Genomic DNA, 15,917 nt, shown 5'->3' with positions numbered 1-15,917 from the left:
TAAGTCATGGCAGAAGCAGTCGTGGACAACGCACCCGCCAAGGCAGACGGCAAGCCGCCGCTGTTTGGCCTGTCGTTCCTGGAAAACCTCTCGGAAATGACCATGTTGCGTCAGGTGGGCCTGATGGTCGGCCTGGCTGCCAGCGTGGCGATTGGTTTTGCCGTGGTGTTGTGGTCGCAGCAACCTGATTACCGCCCGCTGTATGGCAGCCTGGCGGGCATGGATTCCAAGCAGATCATGGAAACCCTCGCCGCCGCGGACATCGCCTACACCGTGGAGCCCAACTCCGGCGCTCTGCTGGTCAAGGCCGATGATGTGGCCCGTGCGCGGATGAAACTGGCCGCTGCCGGCGTTACGCCGTCGGACAGTAATATCGGCTTTGAAATCCTCGATAAAGACCAGGGTCTGGGCACCAGCCAGTTCATGGAGGCCACCCGCTACCGTCGTGGCCTGGAGGGCGAACTGGCGCGGACCATCTCCAGCCTGAATAACGTCAAGGGCGCCCGCGTGCACCTGGCCATTCCGAAAAGCTCGGTCTTCGTGCGTGACGAACGCAAGCCGAGCGCCTCGGTATTGGTCGAGCTGTTTTCCGGCCGTTCCCTGGAGCCTGGCCAAGTCCTGGCGATCATCAACCTGGTGGCCACCAGCGTTCCCGAACTGAGCAAATCGCAAATCACCGTGGTGGACCAGAAGGGCAACCTGCTGTCTGATCAGGCCGAGAACTCCTCGCTGACTCAGGCCGGCAAGCAGTTCGACTACAGCCGTCGCATGGAAAGCATGCTCACCCAGCGTGTGCACAACATCCTGCAACCGGTGCTGGGCAATGATCGCTACAAAGCGGAAGTGTCCGCCGACGTGGACTTCAGCGCCGTTGAGTCGACGTCCGAGCAGTTCAACCCCGACCAGCCGGCCTTGCGCAGTGAGCAGTCCACCAGCGAACAACGCACTGCCAGCAATGGCCCGCAAGGTGTGCCGGGTGCCCTGAGCAACCAGCCACCGGCCCCGGCTTCGGCGCCGCAAACCACTGGTGGCGCTGCGGCGAGCGCAGGTGCCATCCAGCCCGGCCAGCCGCTGTTGGACGCCAACGGCCAGCAGATCATGGACCCGGCCACTGGCCAGCCCATGCTCGCACCGTACCCGGCGGACAAGCGTAACCAGTCCACCAAGAACTTCGAACTCGACCGTTCTATCAGCCACACCAAGCAGCAGCAGGGCAAGATCAACCGCCTGTCGGTGTCGGTGGTGGTCGATGATCAGGTCAAGGTCAACCCCGCTGATGGTGCGGTCACTCGTGCCCCATGGAGCGCCGACGAATTGGCGCGCTTCACTCGCCTGGTACAGGACGCCGTTGGTTTCGACGCCAGCCGTGGTGACAGCGTCAGCGTGATCAACATGCCGTTCTCCGCCGAACGTGGCGAAGTGATCGCTGACCCGGCGTTCTATACTCAGCCGTGGTTCTGGGACATCGTCAAGCAAGTGCTGGGTGTGTTGTTCATCCTGGTGCTGGTATTCGGCGTGTTGCGCCCGGTGCTCAACAACATCACCGGTCACGGCAAGAAGCAGCTCGCGTTGGCCGGCGGCGACGTCGAGTTGGGCGGCATGGGCGGCCTGGATGGCGAATTGGCCAACGACCGCGTCAGCCTGGGTGGCCCGCAAAGCATCCTGTTGCCAAGCCCGAGCGAAGGCTATGACGCTCAGTTGAACGCAATCAAGAGTCTGGTGGCAGAAGACCCGGGCCGTGTGGCCCAGGTCGTGAAAGAGTGGATCAACGCAGATGAGTGATAATCGAGCCGCTGTTGCCAAGCTCACCAAGGTCGACAAAGCCGCAGTCCTGCTGTTGTCCCTGGGTGAGACCGACGCTGCGCAAGTGCTGCGCCATATGGGCCCCAAAGAGGTTCAGCGGGTGGGCGTGGCCATGGCGCAGATGCGCAATGTGCACCGCGAGCAAGTCGAACAGGTGATGAGTGAGTTCGTCGAGATCGTCGGCGACCAGACCAGCCTGGGCGTGGGCTCCGACAGCTACATCCGCAAGATGTTGACCTCGGCCCTGGGCGAAGACAAAGCCAACGGCTTGATCGACCGCATCCTGCTGGGCGGCAATACCAGTGGCCTCGACAGCCTGAAATGGATGGAACCGCGCGCGGTTGCCGACGTGATCCGCTACGAACACCCACAGATCCAGGCCATTGTCGTGGCTTATCTGGACCCGGACCAGGCCGGCGAAGTGCTCGGCCACTTCGACCACAAAGTGCGCCTGGATATCATCCTGCGGGTGTCGTCGCTGAACACCGTGCAACCGGCGGCCCTGAAAGAACTGAACACGATTCTCGAGAAGCAGTTCTCGGGTAACTCCAACGCCGCGCGCACCACCCTGGGCGGTATCAAGCGTGCGGCCGACATCATGAACTTCCTCGACAGCTCGGTCGAAGGCCAGTTGATGGACTCGATCCGCGAGATCGACGACACCCTGTCCGGCCAGATCGAAGACCTCATGTTTGTGTTCAACAACCTCGCCGATGTCGACGACCGTGGCATCCAGGCGCTGCTGCGCGAAGTGTCCTCCGACGTGTTGGTGCTGGCCCTCAAGGGCTCCGACGAAAACGTCAAAGAAAAGATCTTCAAGAACATGTCCAAGCGTGCCTCCGAACTGTTGCGCGACGACCTGGAAGCCAAAGGCCCGGTACGCGTCAGCGACGTGGAAACCGCCCAGAAGGAAATCCTCACCATTGCCCGCCGTATGGCCGAAGCCGGAGAAATCGTTCTCGGCGGGAAGGGCGGCGAAGAAATGATCTAAGGCCCCGCGCATGTCGAACAAAGATGAGACGCCCAGCGATCTGATTCGCGCGCGGGATGTCGGTGGGTTCGATATCTGGTCGTTGCCCAGCTTCGACCCGCATGTGCCGGAACCCGAGCCTGAGCCGGTAGAGGAACCGCCCGCGCAAATGGAAGAAGTGCCGCTGGATGAAGTCCAGCCACTGACCCTTGAAGAGTTGGAAGCCATCCGCCAGGAGGCTTACAACGAAGGTTTTGCGGCCGGTGAAAAAGACGGCTTTCGCAGCACCACGCTCAAGGTCCGCCAGGAAGCCGAGGAGGCGCTCAGCGTCAAGCTGGCCAGCCTGGAACGTTTGATGGGCGGCCTGTTCGACCCGATCGCCGAACAGGACTCGCAACTGGAAAAGTCCATGGTCGGGTTGGTGGAGCACATCGCCCGCCAGGTGATCCAGCGTGAGCTGGTGCTGGAGTCCACTCAGATCGAAAAGGTGATGCGCGAAGCCCTCAAGCTGCTGCCCTTGGGCGTCGGCAATGTGCGGCTGTACATCAACCCCCAGGATTTCGAACAGGTCAAAGCCTTGCGCGAGCGCCATGAAGAAACCTGGCGCATCGTCGAGGACGCCTCGTTGCTGCCTGGTGGTTGCCGTGTCGAGACCGAACACAGCCGGATCGACGCCACGGTGGAAACCCGTATCAGCCAGATCATGGCCAAATTGTTTGATCAACTGCATGAGCAAGCCCTGCATCCGGCAGAGCCTGACTTGAGCGTTGACCTGGACGCCTCTGATGCGCCTTGAACGCACCAGCTTCGCCAAGCGCCTGGACGGCTACGCCGAGGTCACGCAGTTGCCTGGCCAGCCGATCCTCGAAGGGCGCCTGCTGCGCATGGTCGGCCTGACCCTTGAAGCCGAGGGTTTGCGTGCCGCCATGGGCAGCCGCTGCATGGTGATCAACGACGACAGCTACCACCCGGTGCAGGTCGAAGCGGAAGTGATGGGCTTCTCGGGCAGCAAGATTTTCCTGATGCCGGTGGGCAGCCTGGCGGGCATTGCTCCCGGCGCCCGCGTGGTGCCGCTGGCCGACACCGGCCGCCTGCCCATGGGCATGAGCATGCTCGGCCGCGTGTTGGATGGCGCCGGTCGTGCGCTGGACGGCAAGGGCGGCATGAAAGCCGAGGATTGGGTGCCGATGGACGGCCCGACCATCAACCCGCTCAATCGCAACCCTATCAGCGTGCCGCTGGACGTGGGCATTCGCAGCATCAACGGTTTATTGACGGTCGGTCGCGGCCAGCGCCTGGGCCTGTTCGCCGGTACCGGCGTGGGCAAGTCGGTGTTGCTCGGCATGATGACGCGCTTCACCGAGGCCGACATCATCGTGGTCGGGCTGATCGGTGAACGGGGCCGTGAGGTGAAAGAGTTCATCGAACACAGCCTGGGCGAAGAAGGGCTCAAGCGTTCGGTCGTCGTCGCCTCGCCTGCGGACGATGCGCCGCTGATGCGTTTGCGCGCGGCCATGTATTGCACGCGTATCGCTGAATACTTTCGCGACAAGGGCAAGAACGTCCTGTTGTTGATGGATTCGCTCACGCGTTTCGCCCAGGCCCAGCGGGAAATCGCCCTGGCCATCGGCGAGCCGCCCGCCACCAAAGGCTACCCGCCGTCGGTGTTCGCCAAGCTCCCCAAGCTGGTGGAGCGCGCCGGTAATGCCGAGGCGGGCGGGGGGTCGATCACCGCGTTCTACACGGTGCTGTCCGAAGGCGATGACCAGCAGGACCCGATTGCCGACTCGGCGCGGGGCGTGCTCGACGGCCACATCGTGCTGTCACGGCGCCTGGCGGAAGAGGGGCATTACCCGGCCATCGATATCGAAGCGTCGATCAGCCGGGTGATGCCGGCAGTGGTCACGTCGGAACACATGGCCCGTGCGCAGTATTTCAAGCAGCTGTGGTCGCGCTATCAACAGAGTCGTGACCTGATCAGCGTGGGGGCCTACGTGGCCGGTGGCGATCGCGAGACCGACCTGGCCATCGCCTTGCAGCTGCAGTTGGTGAGCTACCTGCGCCAGGGCCTCAACGACAAAATCAGCATGGGCGAAAGCGAAGCGCACCTGGGTTCGATCTTCGCCCCGGCGCCCGGCGGCTAAGCCATGGCCAGCACTCGCTCCTCGCGTCTGGCCCCAGTGGTGGACATGGCCGAAAAGGCCGAAAAAACCGCTGTGCAGCGCCTGGGTTACTTTCAAGGCCAGGTACGCCTGGCCGAAAGCAAATTGGGCGACCTGGAGCGCTTTCGCGGCGAGTACCAGCAGCAGTGGATCGAGCGCGGCAGCAAGGGCGTGTCCGGCCAGTGGCTGATGGGCTACCAGGGCTTTCTCAACCAGTTGGAAACCGCCGTCGGCCAGCAGCGCCAGAGCCTGGCCTGGCACCAGAGCAACCTCGATAAGGCCCGGGAAAGCTGGCAGCAGGCGTTTGCCCGGGTTGAAGGGCTGCGCAAACTGGTCCAGCGCTATATCGACGAAGCGCGGGCCATCGAAGACAAGCGCGAGCAAAAGCTGCTCGATGAGCTGTCCCAACGCCTTCCCCGCCCCGAACAGTTCTAACCTGAAATGCAGTTCAAATGTGGGAGGGGGCTTGCTCCCGATGGCGGTGCATCAGCAATGAGTTTGTTGGCTGACACACCTATATCGGGAGCAAGCCCCCTCCCACATTTGATCGACGGTGTTGCTCGGATCCGGTTCGCCTGCTAAACCTTGTTGCACAGTGCCAATGACAAGGAAGCAGTCACATGTCAGTCAAGTCAGAAGTATCCCTGGATGGGACGAAGTTGACGATCACGGTCAAGGGGCGGTTCGATTTCGGTAGCCACCAAGCCTTTCGTGATGCCTACGAGCGGTTCTACAAAGTGCCCGAGATCTACGTGGTGGACCTGAAGGAAACCACCTACATGGACAGCTCGGCCCTGGGCATGCTCCTGCTGTTGCGTGACCATGCCGGTGGCGACGACGCTGAAGTGCAGGTGATCAACAGCAACTCCGATGTGCGCAAGATCCTCGCCATCTCCAACTTCGACAAACTGTTTGATCTCAGTTGAGCGCCCTGGCCCCAGTCCTTGAGCCACTGACGATCCTGATCGCCGAAGACAGCGCCGCCGATTTGCTGTTGCTGTCGACCATCATCCGGCGTCAGGGCCATCAGGTGCTCACTGCTACCCACGGCGCGCAAGCTGTCGAGGTATTTGCCCGCGAGCGGCCGCAGTTGGTGCTGATGGACGCCCTTATGCCGGTGATGGACGGCTTTGAGGCGGCGCGGCAGATCAAGCAGTTGGCGGGCGAGGCGCTGGTGCCGATCATCTTTCTCACCTCGCTGCGCGAAAGCGAAGCCCTGGCCCAGTGCCTGGATGCCGGCGGCGATGACTTCCTGCCCAAGCCCTATAACCAGGTGATCCTGGCGGCGAAGATCAACGCCATGGACCGCCTGCGCCGCCTGCAGGCCACAGTATTGCAACAGCGTGACCTGATCGCCAGGCACCACGACTACCTGTTGCATGAGCAGCGTGCGGCCAAGGCGGTGTTCGACAAGGTCGCCCATACGGGCTGCATCAACGCTGCGCCCAATATCCGCTACCTGCAATCGCCCTACGCGCTGTTCAATGGCGACTTGCTGCTGGCGGCCTATACCCCGTCTGGCGATATGCACGTGTTGCTTGGCGACTTTACGGGGCACGGCCTACCTGCGGCCATCGGGGCCATGCCCCTGGCCGAGGTGTTCTACGGCATGACCGCCAAGGGCTATGGCCTGGCGCAAACCTTGCGCGAGATGAATGCCAAGCTCAAGCGCATCCTGCCGGTGGACATGTTCTGCTGCGCCACCCTGTTGTGCCTCAGTGCCCAGCGGCGTGTGGTGGAGGTGTGGAACGGCGGCATGCCCGAAGGCTATGTGCATGAAGTCGCCACGGGTAAGCGTACGCCGTTGGTGTCGCGGCATTTGCCGCTGGGCGTGCTATCGGCCGAGGCGTTTGATGACAGCACGGAAGTCTGGCCGATGGCCCTGGGCGACCGAGTGTTTTTGCTCTCCGACGGTGTGCTGGATACGGCTAATGCTAACGATCAACTGTTCGGCGCCGAGCGCTTGCAACAGGTGTTTGCCACCAATCGCGTGCCCGACCGCCTTTTCGAAGATATCGAGCGCGCCCTGGCGGCGTTCCGTGGCCAGGCACGGGATGACGTCAGCATGGTCGAGATCACTTTGCAGGCCGCTCAGCCATTGCGGGCCGTCGAGCCGATGTATGCCGACAGCGGCCAGTCTTGCCCGCTGGACTGGTCGGTGAGTTTCGAGTTTCGCGCGCAGACCCTTAAAAACTACAACCCGCTGCCTTACTTGCTGCAACTGCTCCTGGAGGTCCACGGCCTGCGCGAGCAGAGCGGGGCGCTTTACAGTGTGATGGCCGAGCTGTATTCCAATGCCCTGGAGCATGGCGTGCTGGGCCTGGATTCACGGCTCAAGCGTGATGCGCGTGGGTTTGCCGACTATTACCGCCAGCGCAATGAGCGCCTCACGCAATTGAATGACGGTTATGTGCGAGTGCATGTGCACGTGGTACCGACCGACACGGGCGGCAAAATGACGCTGCGCATCGAGGACAGCGGCCCTGGGTTTGACGTGGAGCAGGTACTGGCTCGGCCCCTGGACATCGACCGTCTGTCTGGCCGAGGCTTGAGCCTGGTGCGTCAACTGAGCAGCGATGTACGCTGGTCGGATGGCGGGCGCAGTGTCTGCGTGGAGTTTTGCTGGAAGGCTCTGGCATAATCCGCCGATTCTTGATCAAGGAGCGAGCAAGTGGCTGAGATTCATCTGGACCCTGAAGTGTTGTTGGGTTTGCAGGACGTCATGGAAGCTGAGTACCCCAAGTTGCTTGACACCTTTCTGGACGATTCGCAAAAGCGCGTCGAGGCGTTGCGCAAGTCGCGTGATGATGCCAAGGCGTTGGGGCGCATTGCCCATAGCTTCAAGGGCAGCAGTGGCAACCTTGGGGCGGTGCGGTTGGCGTATTTGTGTCAGCGGCTGGAGGCGGAGTCCGTCGAGCTGACGGCGGACTTGGGTGCGCTGGTTGACCAGATTGATCATGAGTTTGCGTTGGTGCGGCCGCTGTATGAGTCGGAAAGGCAGCGCTTCGGTCTCTGAATCACCACAGTTGTACCCGTCCTGTGCGGATCAAACTGTGGGAGCGAGCAAGCCCGCTCCACATTTAGACTGTGTTTTACCTGTCATTTGTCCTTGTCCCGCAGACTTGGCCCAACTCTTGCTCCTGCTCCCAATACTGCATCCCCGACCCCCTGTGCAGTGGAGACCTTTACCTATGCCAGTCGCCCCCAATTCGCTCCTTCAGGCTGCCGCCGCGGCCAAGCCTCAAGCGCCTGCCGCTGCACCTGCGGTTGCGGCTGTGGACCCGCGCGACAAGGGCCCTGGCTTCGCTCAAGTGTTTGCCAACCAAAGCGTGAAACCAGCGCTGAAGACCGACGACAGCCCGGTGAAAGTCACCCGCGACAAGCCTTCGGACACCAGTTCCAAGCCGGTTGCCAGCAATGACAAGCCTGCCGCCAGCACGCCAGCGGTTGCCGATAGCGGCAATCCCTTGCCTGCCAAGTCGCCGGCCAAGTCCGACGGCAGCGACGACGACAAACCTGCCGACCCGTCTGTAGCGCAGCAACCTCCGGTCGATCCCGTCGTCGACCCGGCAGTGGTTGCCGCCGTCACGCCGGTCCCTATTCCGGTACCGGTGGAAACTGCGGCACCTGTCGCCGCCAAAGACGACAACGCCCAGCCGCTCGTTGCGCCACCTGTCGCCGCTACGGACGATCCCAAGCAACCGGCCTTCGACCCGGAGGCCGACCCCCTGGACTCGATGCCGGCCGTGCGCCTGGCGATGGAGCAGGGCGGTCACGTGTCGGCCAGCAGCCAGGCGCCGCAGAAAACCGCAGCGCCGACGCAGGATCAGCCCTCCGCCGCACAGAACTTTGCTGCCGGCCTGGCCAATATGGTCGACCAGCAAGCCGCCAAGGACAGCACTGACCAGGGCGGCGACAAAGCCTTCGGCGGGCTGATTGAGGGTGGCCTCAAGGATCTGAAAGACGCCAGCAGCGACACCCGCGTCGATGATTTTGCCAACCGCTTGGCTGCACTGACCCAGGCCGCCACGCCGAAAACCGCCAATGCCTTGCCGCCGGTGGCGAATGCGCCGCTGGCCATGCACCAGAGCGGCTGGACCGAGGAGGTGGTCAACCGCGTGATGTACTTGTCCAGCGCCAACCTCAAGTCGGCGGAGATCCAGTTGCAGCCGGCTGAGCTGGGGCGCCTGGATATCAAGGTCAACATGACGGCAGACCAGCAGGCGCAGGTCAGCTTCATGAGTGGGCATGCGGTGGTGCGTGAGGCCCTGGAAAGCCAGTCCGGTCGCCTGCGGGAGATGTTTGCCCAGCAGGGGATGGGGCAGGTGGACGTCAATGTGTCCGACCAATCCCGTGGGCAGGAGCAGCAGCAACAGCAGGGCCAGGCGCGGGGCGTGAGCAGTAGCAGTCGGCGTGGTGATAGCGCTGACACTGACAGTCACGTTGACGTGGCTGAAGTTGCAGCGCCAGTGACCTCAACTGTGATCGGCTCCAGCGCTGTCGACTATTACGCCTGACCTAAGTCAAATAGAGATCCAAATGTGGGTTGCCTTCATTCCAGACAACTCTGGCATAACACTTGCTCTTGCCTTTCCGAAGATCTATGAATCCCCGAATAGTGACGGATTATTGGCATGGCGAAGAGCGACGACGCAGCAACTCCACCCGCAGGCAAAGGCAAGCTCAAGCTGATCCTGTTGATTGTGCTGGGCCTGCTCCTGGCCATCGGTGCCTCGGTTGGTGGCACCTGGTACATCATGCACAGCGGTGCGAGCAAGCCGGCACCCGCCGCCGAAACCGCCAGTAACGTCAAGCAACCGGCAATCTTCGAGCCGATGCTTCCGGCCTTTGTGGCCAACTTCAATCAGAACGGTCGTCAACGCTACCTGCAGGTGAGCATCACCTTGCTGGCGCGTAACCAGGCGGACCTGGATGCGCTCAAGGTGCACATGCCGGTGATCCGCAACAACCTGGTGATGCTGTTCTCCGGGCAGAGCTTCGACAGCCTGGCCACTCCGGTCGGCCAGGAAATGCTGCGCCAGAAGGTCACTGCCAGCGTGCAGGAAGTGGCCCAGAAAGAGCTCGGCAAAGTCGTGGTCGAGCAGGCGCTCTTCACTAACTTCGTATTGCAGTAGGATCACGACATGGCCGTGCAAGACCTGCTGTCCCAGGATGAAATCGATGCGCTGCTGCATGGCGTGGACGATGGTCTGGTACAGACCGAAATGGCTGCCGATCCTGGCAGCGTCAAAAGTTATGACCTGACCAGCCAGGATCGCATCGTCCGTGGACGCATGCCGACGCTGGAGATGATCAACGAGCGTTTCGCGCGCTACACCCGTATCAGCATGTTCAACATGCTGCGCCGCTCGGCGGACGTGGCGGTGGGCGGCGTGCAGGTGATGAAGTTCGGTGAATACGTGCACTCGCTGTACGTGCCCACCAGCCTCAACCTGGTCAAGATCAAGCCGCTGCGCGGCACCGCGCTGTTCATCCTTGATGCCAAGCTGGTGTTCAAGCTGGTGGACAACTTCTTCGGCGGCGATGGCCGTCACGCCAAGATCGAGGGGCGTGAATTCACCCCTACCGAACTGCGCGTGGTGCGCATGGTGCTGGAGCAAGCCTTCATCGACCTGAAGGAAGCCTGGCAGGCGATCATGGAAGTCAATTTCGAGTACATCAACTCGGAAGTGAACCCGGCCATGGCCAACATCGTCGGCCCCAGTGAAGCCATCGTCGTTTCCACCTTCCACATCGAACTCGATGGCGGTGGTGGCGACCTGCACGTGACCATGCCGTATTCGATGATCGAGCCGGTGCGCGAGATGCTCGACGCCGGTTTCCAGTCCGACCTGGACGATCAGGACGAGCGTTGGGTCAAGGCCCTGCGCGAAGACCTGCTGGACGTCGATGTGCCGCTGAGCGCGACCGTGGCCCGTCGCCAGTTGCGCCTGCGGGATATTTTGCACATGGCGCCCGGGGACATTATCCCCGTCGAATTGCCGGAAGAACTGATCATGCGCGCCAACGGCGTGCCGTCATTCAAGGTCAAGCTCGGTTCCCACAAAGGCAACCTGGCTTTGCAAGTGGTTGAGCCGATCAACCGTCGCTGATCCCTATTTATGATTGTTTGCTTCGCCGAGGACATGTAATGGCTACCGAACACGAAAACACTTCCGCCGAAGACCAGGCCCTGGCTGATGAGTGGGCCGCGGCCCTGGAAGAAACCGGCGATGTTGGCCAGGACGACATCGACGCGCTGCTGGCCGCCGACGCCGCCACGGCACCGGCCGGCAACCGCCTGTCCATGGAAGAATTCGGCAGCGTGCCGAAGAACAATGACCCAGTGACCCTCGACGGCCCGAACCTGGATGTGATCCTCGATATTCCGGTATCGATCTCCATGGAAGTGGGCAGCACCGAAATCAACATCCGCAACCTGTTGCAGCTTAACCAGGGCTCGGTGATCGAGCTGGACCGCCTGGCCGGTGAGCCGCTGGACGTGCTGGTCAACGGCACGCTGATTGCCCATGGCGAGGTGGTGGTGGTCAACGAGAAGTTCGGCATCCGCCTGACCGACGTGATCAGCCCGAGCGAACGCATCAAGAAGTTGCGCTGAGATGAAGTGTTCGATGGCGGGACTGTTTCTGGCGCTGCCATTGAGCGCCCTGGCGGCCGAGCCGGTCGCGCAAGCGGCGGCTGCGGCGCCGGTCGTCAGCAGCGGCATTGGCGGGCAATTGACCCAGTTGGTGCTGGGCCTGTTGCTCGTGGTTGGCTTGATCTTCGTGCTGGCCTGGTTGATGCGCCGCGTGCAGCGCATCGGCCCGGGCAACGGCCAGGTGATCGAGATGATCGGCTCGCGCGCCCTCGGCCCGCGTGATCGGCTGGTGCTGGTGCAAGTCGGTGACGAGCAGATTTTGCTCGGCATCACGCCCGGCCGTATCACCCCGCTGCACGTGCTCAAGTCGCCGGTAGCGGTGGCCAAGACCGAGGCTGCCACGCCAGAATTCGCCCAGCGCCTGATGGAGTTGCTGGGCAAGGATCAGAAGGATAAGAAGTAATGCGCGTTTTATTGACGCTCATGCTGTTACTGGCCGCGCCGATGGTGCTGGCCGCCGACCCGTTGTCGATCCCGGCGATCACGCTGGGCACCAACGCCGCCGGCGCCCAGGAGTACTCGGTCAGCCTGCAGATCCTGCTGATCATGACCGCGCTGAGTTTTATCCCGGCGTTTGTGATGCTGATGACCAGCTTCACGCGGATCATCATCGTCTTCTCGATCCTGCGCCAGGCCCTGGGCCTGCAACAGACGCCGTCGAACCAGATCCTCACCGGCATGGCGCTGTTCCTGACGCTGTTCATCATGGCGCCGGTGTTCGACAAGGTGAACCAGCAAGCCCTGCAGCCGTACCTGGCCGAGAAACTCACGGCCCAGGACGCGATCGACAAGGCCCAGGGCCCGATCAAGGACTTCATGCTGTCGCAAACCCGCTCCAGCGACCTTGAGCTGTTCATGCGCCTGTCCAAGCGCACCGACATTGCCACCCCGGATCAGGCGCCGCTGACCATCCTGGTACCGGCGTTCGTGACGTCCGAATTGAAGACGGCGTTCCAGATCGGCTTCATGATTTTTATCCCGTTCCTGATCATCGACCTGGTGGTGGCGAGCGTGCTGATGGCGATGGGGATGATGATGCTCTCGCCGCTGATCATTTCGTTGCCGTTCAAGATCATGCTGTTTGTGCTGGTGGACGGTTGGGCGCTGATTATCGGCACCCTGGCCGGCAGTTTCGGAGGGGTATAGGGCTATGACCCCAGAAGTAGCAGTCGACCTGTTCCGTGAAGCGCTGTGGCTGACCACCATGATGGTTGCCGTGCTGGTGGTGCCGAGCCTGTTGGTCGGCCTGCTGGTCGCGATGTTCCAGGCCGCGACCCAGATCAACGAACAGACCTTGAGCTTCCTGCCGCGCCTTCTGGTGATGCTGATCACCCTGATCGTCGCCGGCCCGTGGCTGGTGCGCACCTTTATGGAATACATCCTGCAGTTGTACGGCAGTATTCCGCAGTTGATCGGCTGACCCGATGCAATCTGTGCTGGCATTGACCGACACCCAGATCAGCACCTGGGTGGCGTCCTTCATCTTGCCGATGTTTCGCGTCACCGCCGTGCTGATGACCATGCCGGTGTTCGGCACGACCTTGGTGCCACGGCGTATCCGCTTGTATTTCGCGTTTGCCATTACCGTGGTGATTGTGCCCGGGCTGCCGCCGATGCCACCGGTGAATGCGCTGGACCTCAGTGCGCTGTTGCTGATTGCCGAGCAGATCCTGATCGGTGCGTTGCTGGGGTTTTCGCTCACCTTGTTCTTCCAGGCGTTCGTGATTGCCGGGCAGATCATCTCGATCCAGATGGGCATGGGCTTCGCCTCCATGGTCGACCCCACCAACGGCGTGTCGGTGGCGGTGATCGGGCAATTCCTGACCATGCTGGTGACGCTGCTGTTCCTGTCGATGAACGGCCACTTGGTCGTGTTTGAGGTCATGACTGAAAGCTTCACCACCTTGCCGGTGGGCTCGGGGCTGGTGGTCAACCACTTCTGGGAATTGGTCGGTCGCCTCAGTTGGGTACTAGGCGCCTCCTTGTTGCTGGTGTTGCCGGCGATCACCGCCTTGCTGGTGGTTAACATCGCTTTTGGCGTGATGACCCGCGCGGCGCCGCAATTGAACATTTTCTCGATTGGTTTCCCCTTGACCCTGGTATTGGGCATGGGGATTTTCTGGATCGGCATGGCCGACATTCTCAATCAGTATCAACCGCTGGCGGTCGACGCCTTGCAGTTCTTACGTGATCTGGCACGGGCGCGTTGAGCCATGGCCGAGAGCGAGAGTGGCCAGGACAAAACAGAAGACCCCACGGAGAAACGTAAAAAGGACTCCCGGGAAAAGGGCGAGATCGCCCGCTCCAAAGAGCTCAACACCCTGGCCGTCATGCTGGCCGGCGCCGGTGGCCTGCTGATTTACGGCGGTGGCCTGGCGCTGGACCTGATGGAGTTGATGAAACTCAACTTCTCCCTGCCCCGCGAGGTGCTGTTGAGCCCTGGCGCCATGGGCCTGTACCTGCTGCATTCGGGCAAGATCGCGATCCTGGCGGTACAACCGGTGCTCATCACCTTGCTGTTGGCGGCGCTGATCGGGCCGGTATCCCTGGGGGGCTGGCTGTTCGCGGCGGGCAGCATGGCGCCCAAGTTCAGCCGCATGAACCCGGGGCCCGGGCTCAAGCGCATGTTCTCCGGCAAGGCGTTGGTGGAGCTGCTCAAGGCCCTGGCGAAATTTATCCTGATCCTGTTTGTAGCGCTGACGGTGTTGTCGTCCGACATCGACGACTTGCTTCGCATTGCCCATGAGCCGCTGGAGTCGGCGATCATTCACAGTGTGCAAGTGGTGGGCTGGAGTGCGCTATGGATGGCCTGCGGGCTGATCATCATTGCCGCCGTGGATGCGCCGATCCAGCTGTGGGAAAGCCATAAGAAGCTGCTGATGACCAAGCAGGAAGTGCGCGACGAGCACAAGGACCAGGAAGGCCGCCCCGAGGTCAAGCAACGCATTCGCCAACTGCAGCGCGAAATGTCCCAGCGCAAGATGATGGCGGCGGTGCCCGACGCCGATGTGGTCATCACCAACCCGACCCACTACGCCGTGGCCCTCAAGTACGACCCGGAGAAGGGCGGCGCGCCGATGTTGCTGGCCAAGGGCAGCGACTTTACCGCGCTGAAGATTCGCGAAATCGCCGTGGCCAATGACATTCTGCTACTGGAATCGCCGGAACTGGCGCGCTCGATTTTCTACTCCACGGATCTGGATCAGGAAATCCCTGCCGGGCTATACCTGGCGGTGGCGCAGGTGTTGGCCTATGTCTACCAGATCCGCCAATACCGCGCCGGCAAGGGCAAGCGGCCGGAGCCGCTCAAGGACCTGCCTATCCCGCCGGACCTGCGTCGCGATTCCTGAACGCTGCTGCTCACTGTAGGAGCGAGCTTGCTCGCGAAAAACTCACCGTCGGCGAGTTCATCCTGGCTTCCTGCGTTATCGTTACCCATCTTCGCGAGCAAGCTCGCTCCTACAGAGAGGGCTGTTTACCTGTCAACTTTGACAGTAGCCACTACGCCGCCTTCACTGTTTGATAGAGCGATGAGCCGTGCAGCCCTGCGCGGCTCGGGAGGCGGTGATGGATAGGGGTACGGTCAGGTGGTTTGATGCGGTCAAGGGCATCGGCTTTATTGCCCGAGATCGCGATGGAAACGCGGTTGCCGTTCAGTCGGCAGGCACGCAATGCAGTGAAGTGCTACCCACCCCTCCCAAGCCGCGAAACCCCCGCAAGCGAAAAAAATCCCCGGATGCATGATTCGCCTAACACTCATCGGTCGCTCACGTCTACCTGTCAACTTTGACAGTAGTCAAAGGGTGCTTTCCGTTGTTTATTACCTACCAAGCACTGCGCGTATGTAGTAACCGAGATGCAGGGGAGAGCCGTCTTGAAAGTGGCTACAGGTACTGTCAAATCCTATGAGTTGACCCGGGGAGAGTGGTTGATTGCGCTGGATGGCGGCGAAGAAAACGTTTTCATCGATTGGAGCGATTGGCATTGGGCTGCACTGTCGATTGGTGAGCCGGTAACGTTTCAGATGATCCATAAACCCAAGGGCGTTTATGCGCTCCCCGTCAGTGCGAGCAATGACACCCAGGTGGGGCCAGCGGTGTAGAGGAGAACGGCAATGGCAACAGGTAAGGTGAAGTGGTTCAACGCGGAGAAGGGGTATGGTTTTATTACCCCGGATGATGGGAGTGCGGATGTTTTTGCCCATTTTTCGGCAATTCAGACGGAGGGGTTCAAAAGCCTGGTAGAAAACCAAAAAGTAGAGTTTGACATCACACAAGGTTTAAAAGGCCCGCAAGCTGCGAATATACGACCTCGTTAAAGCCCA

General features: G+C 61.4%; 19 protein-coding genes. All 19 read left to right on the top strand.

Annotated elements, in window-relative coordinates; translation table 11 throughout:
• Positions 1–6 precede the first annotated feature (6 nt).
• The 19 genes from fliF to M5B43_RS16370 all read left to right on the top strand — a co-directional run bounded on the left by fliF (position 7) and on the right by M5B43_RS16370 (position 15,911).
• Positions 7–1,782, top strand: a complete 1,776-nt coding sequence (gene fliF, locus M5B43_RS16460) for a flagellar basal-body MS-ring/collar protein FliF (protein WP_248751080.1) — start codon at positions 7–9, stop codon at positions 1,780–1,782.
• Positions 1,775–2,794 (top strand): flagellar motor switch protein FliG, encoded by a 1,020-nt coding sequence (gene fliG, locus M5B43_RS16455; protein WP_248751079.1) that lies wholly within the window; start codon positions 1,775–1,777, stop codon positions 2,792–2,794. The genes fliF and fliG overlap by 8 nt, the downstream gene beginning before the upstream one ends.
• A 10-nt stretch (positions 2,795–2,804) precedes the next feature.
• On the top strand, positions 2,805–3,569 hold the full coding sequence (gene fliH / locus M5B43_RS16450; RefSeq protein WP_248751078.1) for a flagellar assembly protein FliH: 765 nt from the start codon (positions 2,805–2,807) through the stop codon (positions 3,567–3,569).
• Positions 3,559–4,917 (top strand): flagellar protein export ATPase FliI, encoded by a 1,359-nt coding sequence (fliI, locus tag M5B43_RS16445; protein ID WP_248751077.1) that lies wholly within the window; start codon positions 3,559–3,561, stop codon positions 4,915–4,917. Before fliH ends, fliI begins: the two co-directional genes overlap by 11 nt.
• A gap of 3 nt (positions 4,918–4,920) precedes the next feature.
• The gene (gene fliJ / locus M5B43_RS16440; RefSeq protein ID WP_248751076.1) at positions 4,921–5,370 is read left to right on the top strand and encodes a flagellar export protein FliJ; all 450 of its coding nucleotides are present in this window, start codon (positions 4,921–4,923) and stop codon (positions 5,368–5,370) included.
• Between the two features lie 185 nt (positions 5,371–5,555).
• Positions 5,556–5,861: an STAS domain-containing protein gene (locus tag M5B43_RS16435; protein WP_248751075.1), complete on the top strand. Its 306-nt coding sequence runs from the start codon at positions 5,556–5,558 to the stop codon at positions 5,859–5,861.
• Entirely contained in the window at positions 5,858–7,576 is a 1,719-nt protein-coding gene (locus M5B43_RS16430) for a fused response regulator/phosphatase (RefSeq protein WP_248751074.1), read from the top strand. Before M5B43_RS16435 ends, M5B43_RS16430 begins: the two co-directional genes overlap by 4 nt.
• Positions 7,577–7,606: 30 nt before the next feature.
• The gene (locus tag M5B43_RS16425) at positions 7,607–7,951 is read left to right on the top strand and encodes an Hpt domain-containing protein (protein ID WP_248751073.1); all 345 of its coding nucleotides are present in this window, start codon (positions 7,607–7,609) and stop codon (positions 7,949–7,951) included.
• Between the two features lie 175 nt (positions 7,952–8,126).
• Positions 8,127–9,452 (top strand): flagellar hook-length control protein FliK, encoded by a 1,326-nt coding sequence (locus M5B43_RS16420; RefSeq protein WP_248751072.1) that lies wholly within the window; start codon positions 8,127–8,129, stop codon positions 9,450–9,452.
• Positions 9,453–9,569: 117 nt separating this feature from the next.
• Complete coding sequence (fliL, locus tag M5B43_RS16415) at positions 9,570–10,070, top strand: flagellar basal body-associated protein FliL (protein WP_071486520.1); 501 nt, start codon at positions 9,570–9,572, stop codon at positions 10,068–10,070.
• A 9-nt stretch (positions 10,071–10,079) separates the two neighbouring features.
• Positions 10,080–11,048: a flagellar motor switch protein FliM gene (gene fliM, locus M5B43_RS16410; protein WP_248751071.1), complete on the top strand. Its 969-nt coding sequence runs from the start codon at positions 10,080–10,082 to the stop codon at positions 11,046–11,048.
• 38 nt (positions 11,049–11,086) lie between these two features.
• On the top strand, positions 11,087–11,554 hold the full coding sequence (gene fliN, locus M5B43_RS16405; protein ID WP_248751070.1) for a flagellar motor switch protein FliN: 468 nt from the start codon (positions 11,087–11,089) through the stop codon (positions 11,552–11,554).
• 1 nt (position 11,555) lies between these two features.
• Positions 11,556–11,996 carry a flagellar biosynthetic protein FliO gene (gene fliO, locus M5B43_RS16400; protein WP_248751069.1) on the top strand — a complete coding sequence of 147 codons (441 nt, stop codon included), beginning with the start codon at positions 11,556–11,558 and terminating at the stop codon, positions 11,994–11,996.
• Positions 11,996–12,739, top strand: a complete 744-nt coding sequence (gene fliP, locus M5B43_RS16395) for a flagellar type III secretion system pore protein FliP (RefSeq protein WP_248751068.1) — start codon at positions 11,996–11,998, stop codon at positions 12,737–12,739. Before fliO ends, fliP begins: the two co-directional genes overlap by 1 nt.
• A 4-nt stretch (positions 12,740–12,743) precedes the next feature.
• Entirely contained in the window at positions 12,744–13,013 is a 270-nt protein-coding gene (gene fliQ / locus M5B43_RS16390) for a flagellar biosynthesis protein FliQ (RefSeq protein ID WP_071486515.1), read from the top strand.
• Positions 13,014–13,017: 4 nt separating this feature from the next.
• Positions 13,018–13,803: a flagellar biosynthetic protein FliR gene (gene fliR / locus M5B43_RS16385; RefSeq protein ID WP_248751067.1), complete on the top strand. Its 786-nt coding sequence runs from the start codon at positions 13,018–13,020 to the stop codon at positions 13,801–13,803.
• Positions 13,804–13,806: 3 nt separating this feature from the next.
• Positions 13,807–14,943 (top strand): flagellar biosynthesis protein FlhB, encoded by a 1,137-nt coding sequence (gene flhB / locus M5B43_RS16380; protein WP_248751066.1) that lies wholly within the window; start codon positions 13,807–13,809, stop codon positions 14,941–14,943.
• Positions 14,944–15,473: 530 nt separating this feature from the next.
• Complete coding sequence (locus tag M5B43_RS16375; protein WP_248751099.1) at positions 15,474–15,695, top strand: hypothetical protein; 222 nt, start codon at positions 15,474–15,476, stop codon at positions 15,693–15,695.
• Between the two features lie 12 nt (positions 15,696–15,707).
• A complete protein-coding gene (locus tag M5B43_RS16370) occupies positions 15,708–15,911 on the top strand; it encodes a cold-shock protein (RefSeq protein WP_248751065.1) in 204 nt (67 codons plus the stop codon).
• Positions 15,912–15,917: the final 6 nt, after the last annotated feature.

It is taken from the genome of Pseudomonas sp. MWU15-20650 (assembly GCF_023242475.1).
Classification (GTDB): Bacteria; Pseudomonadota; Gammaproteobacteria; order Pseudomonadales; family Pseudomonadaceae; genus Aquipseudomonas.
This window is presented reverse-complemented; position numbering and strand designations above follow the sequence as displayed.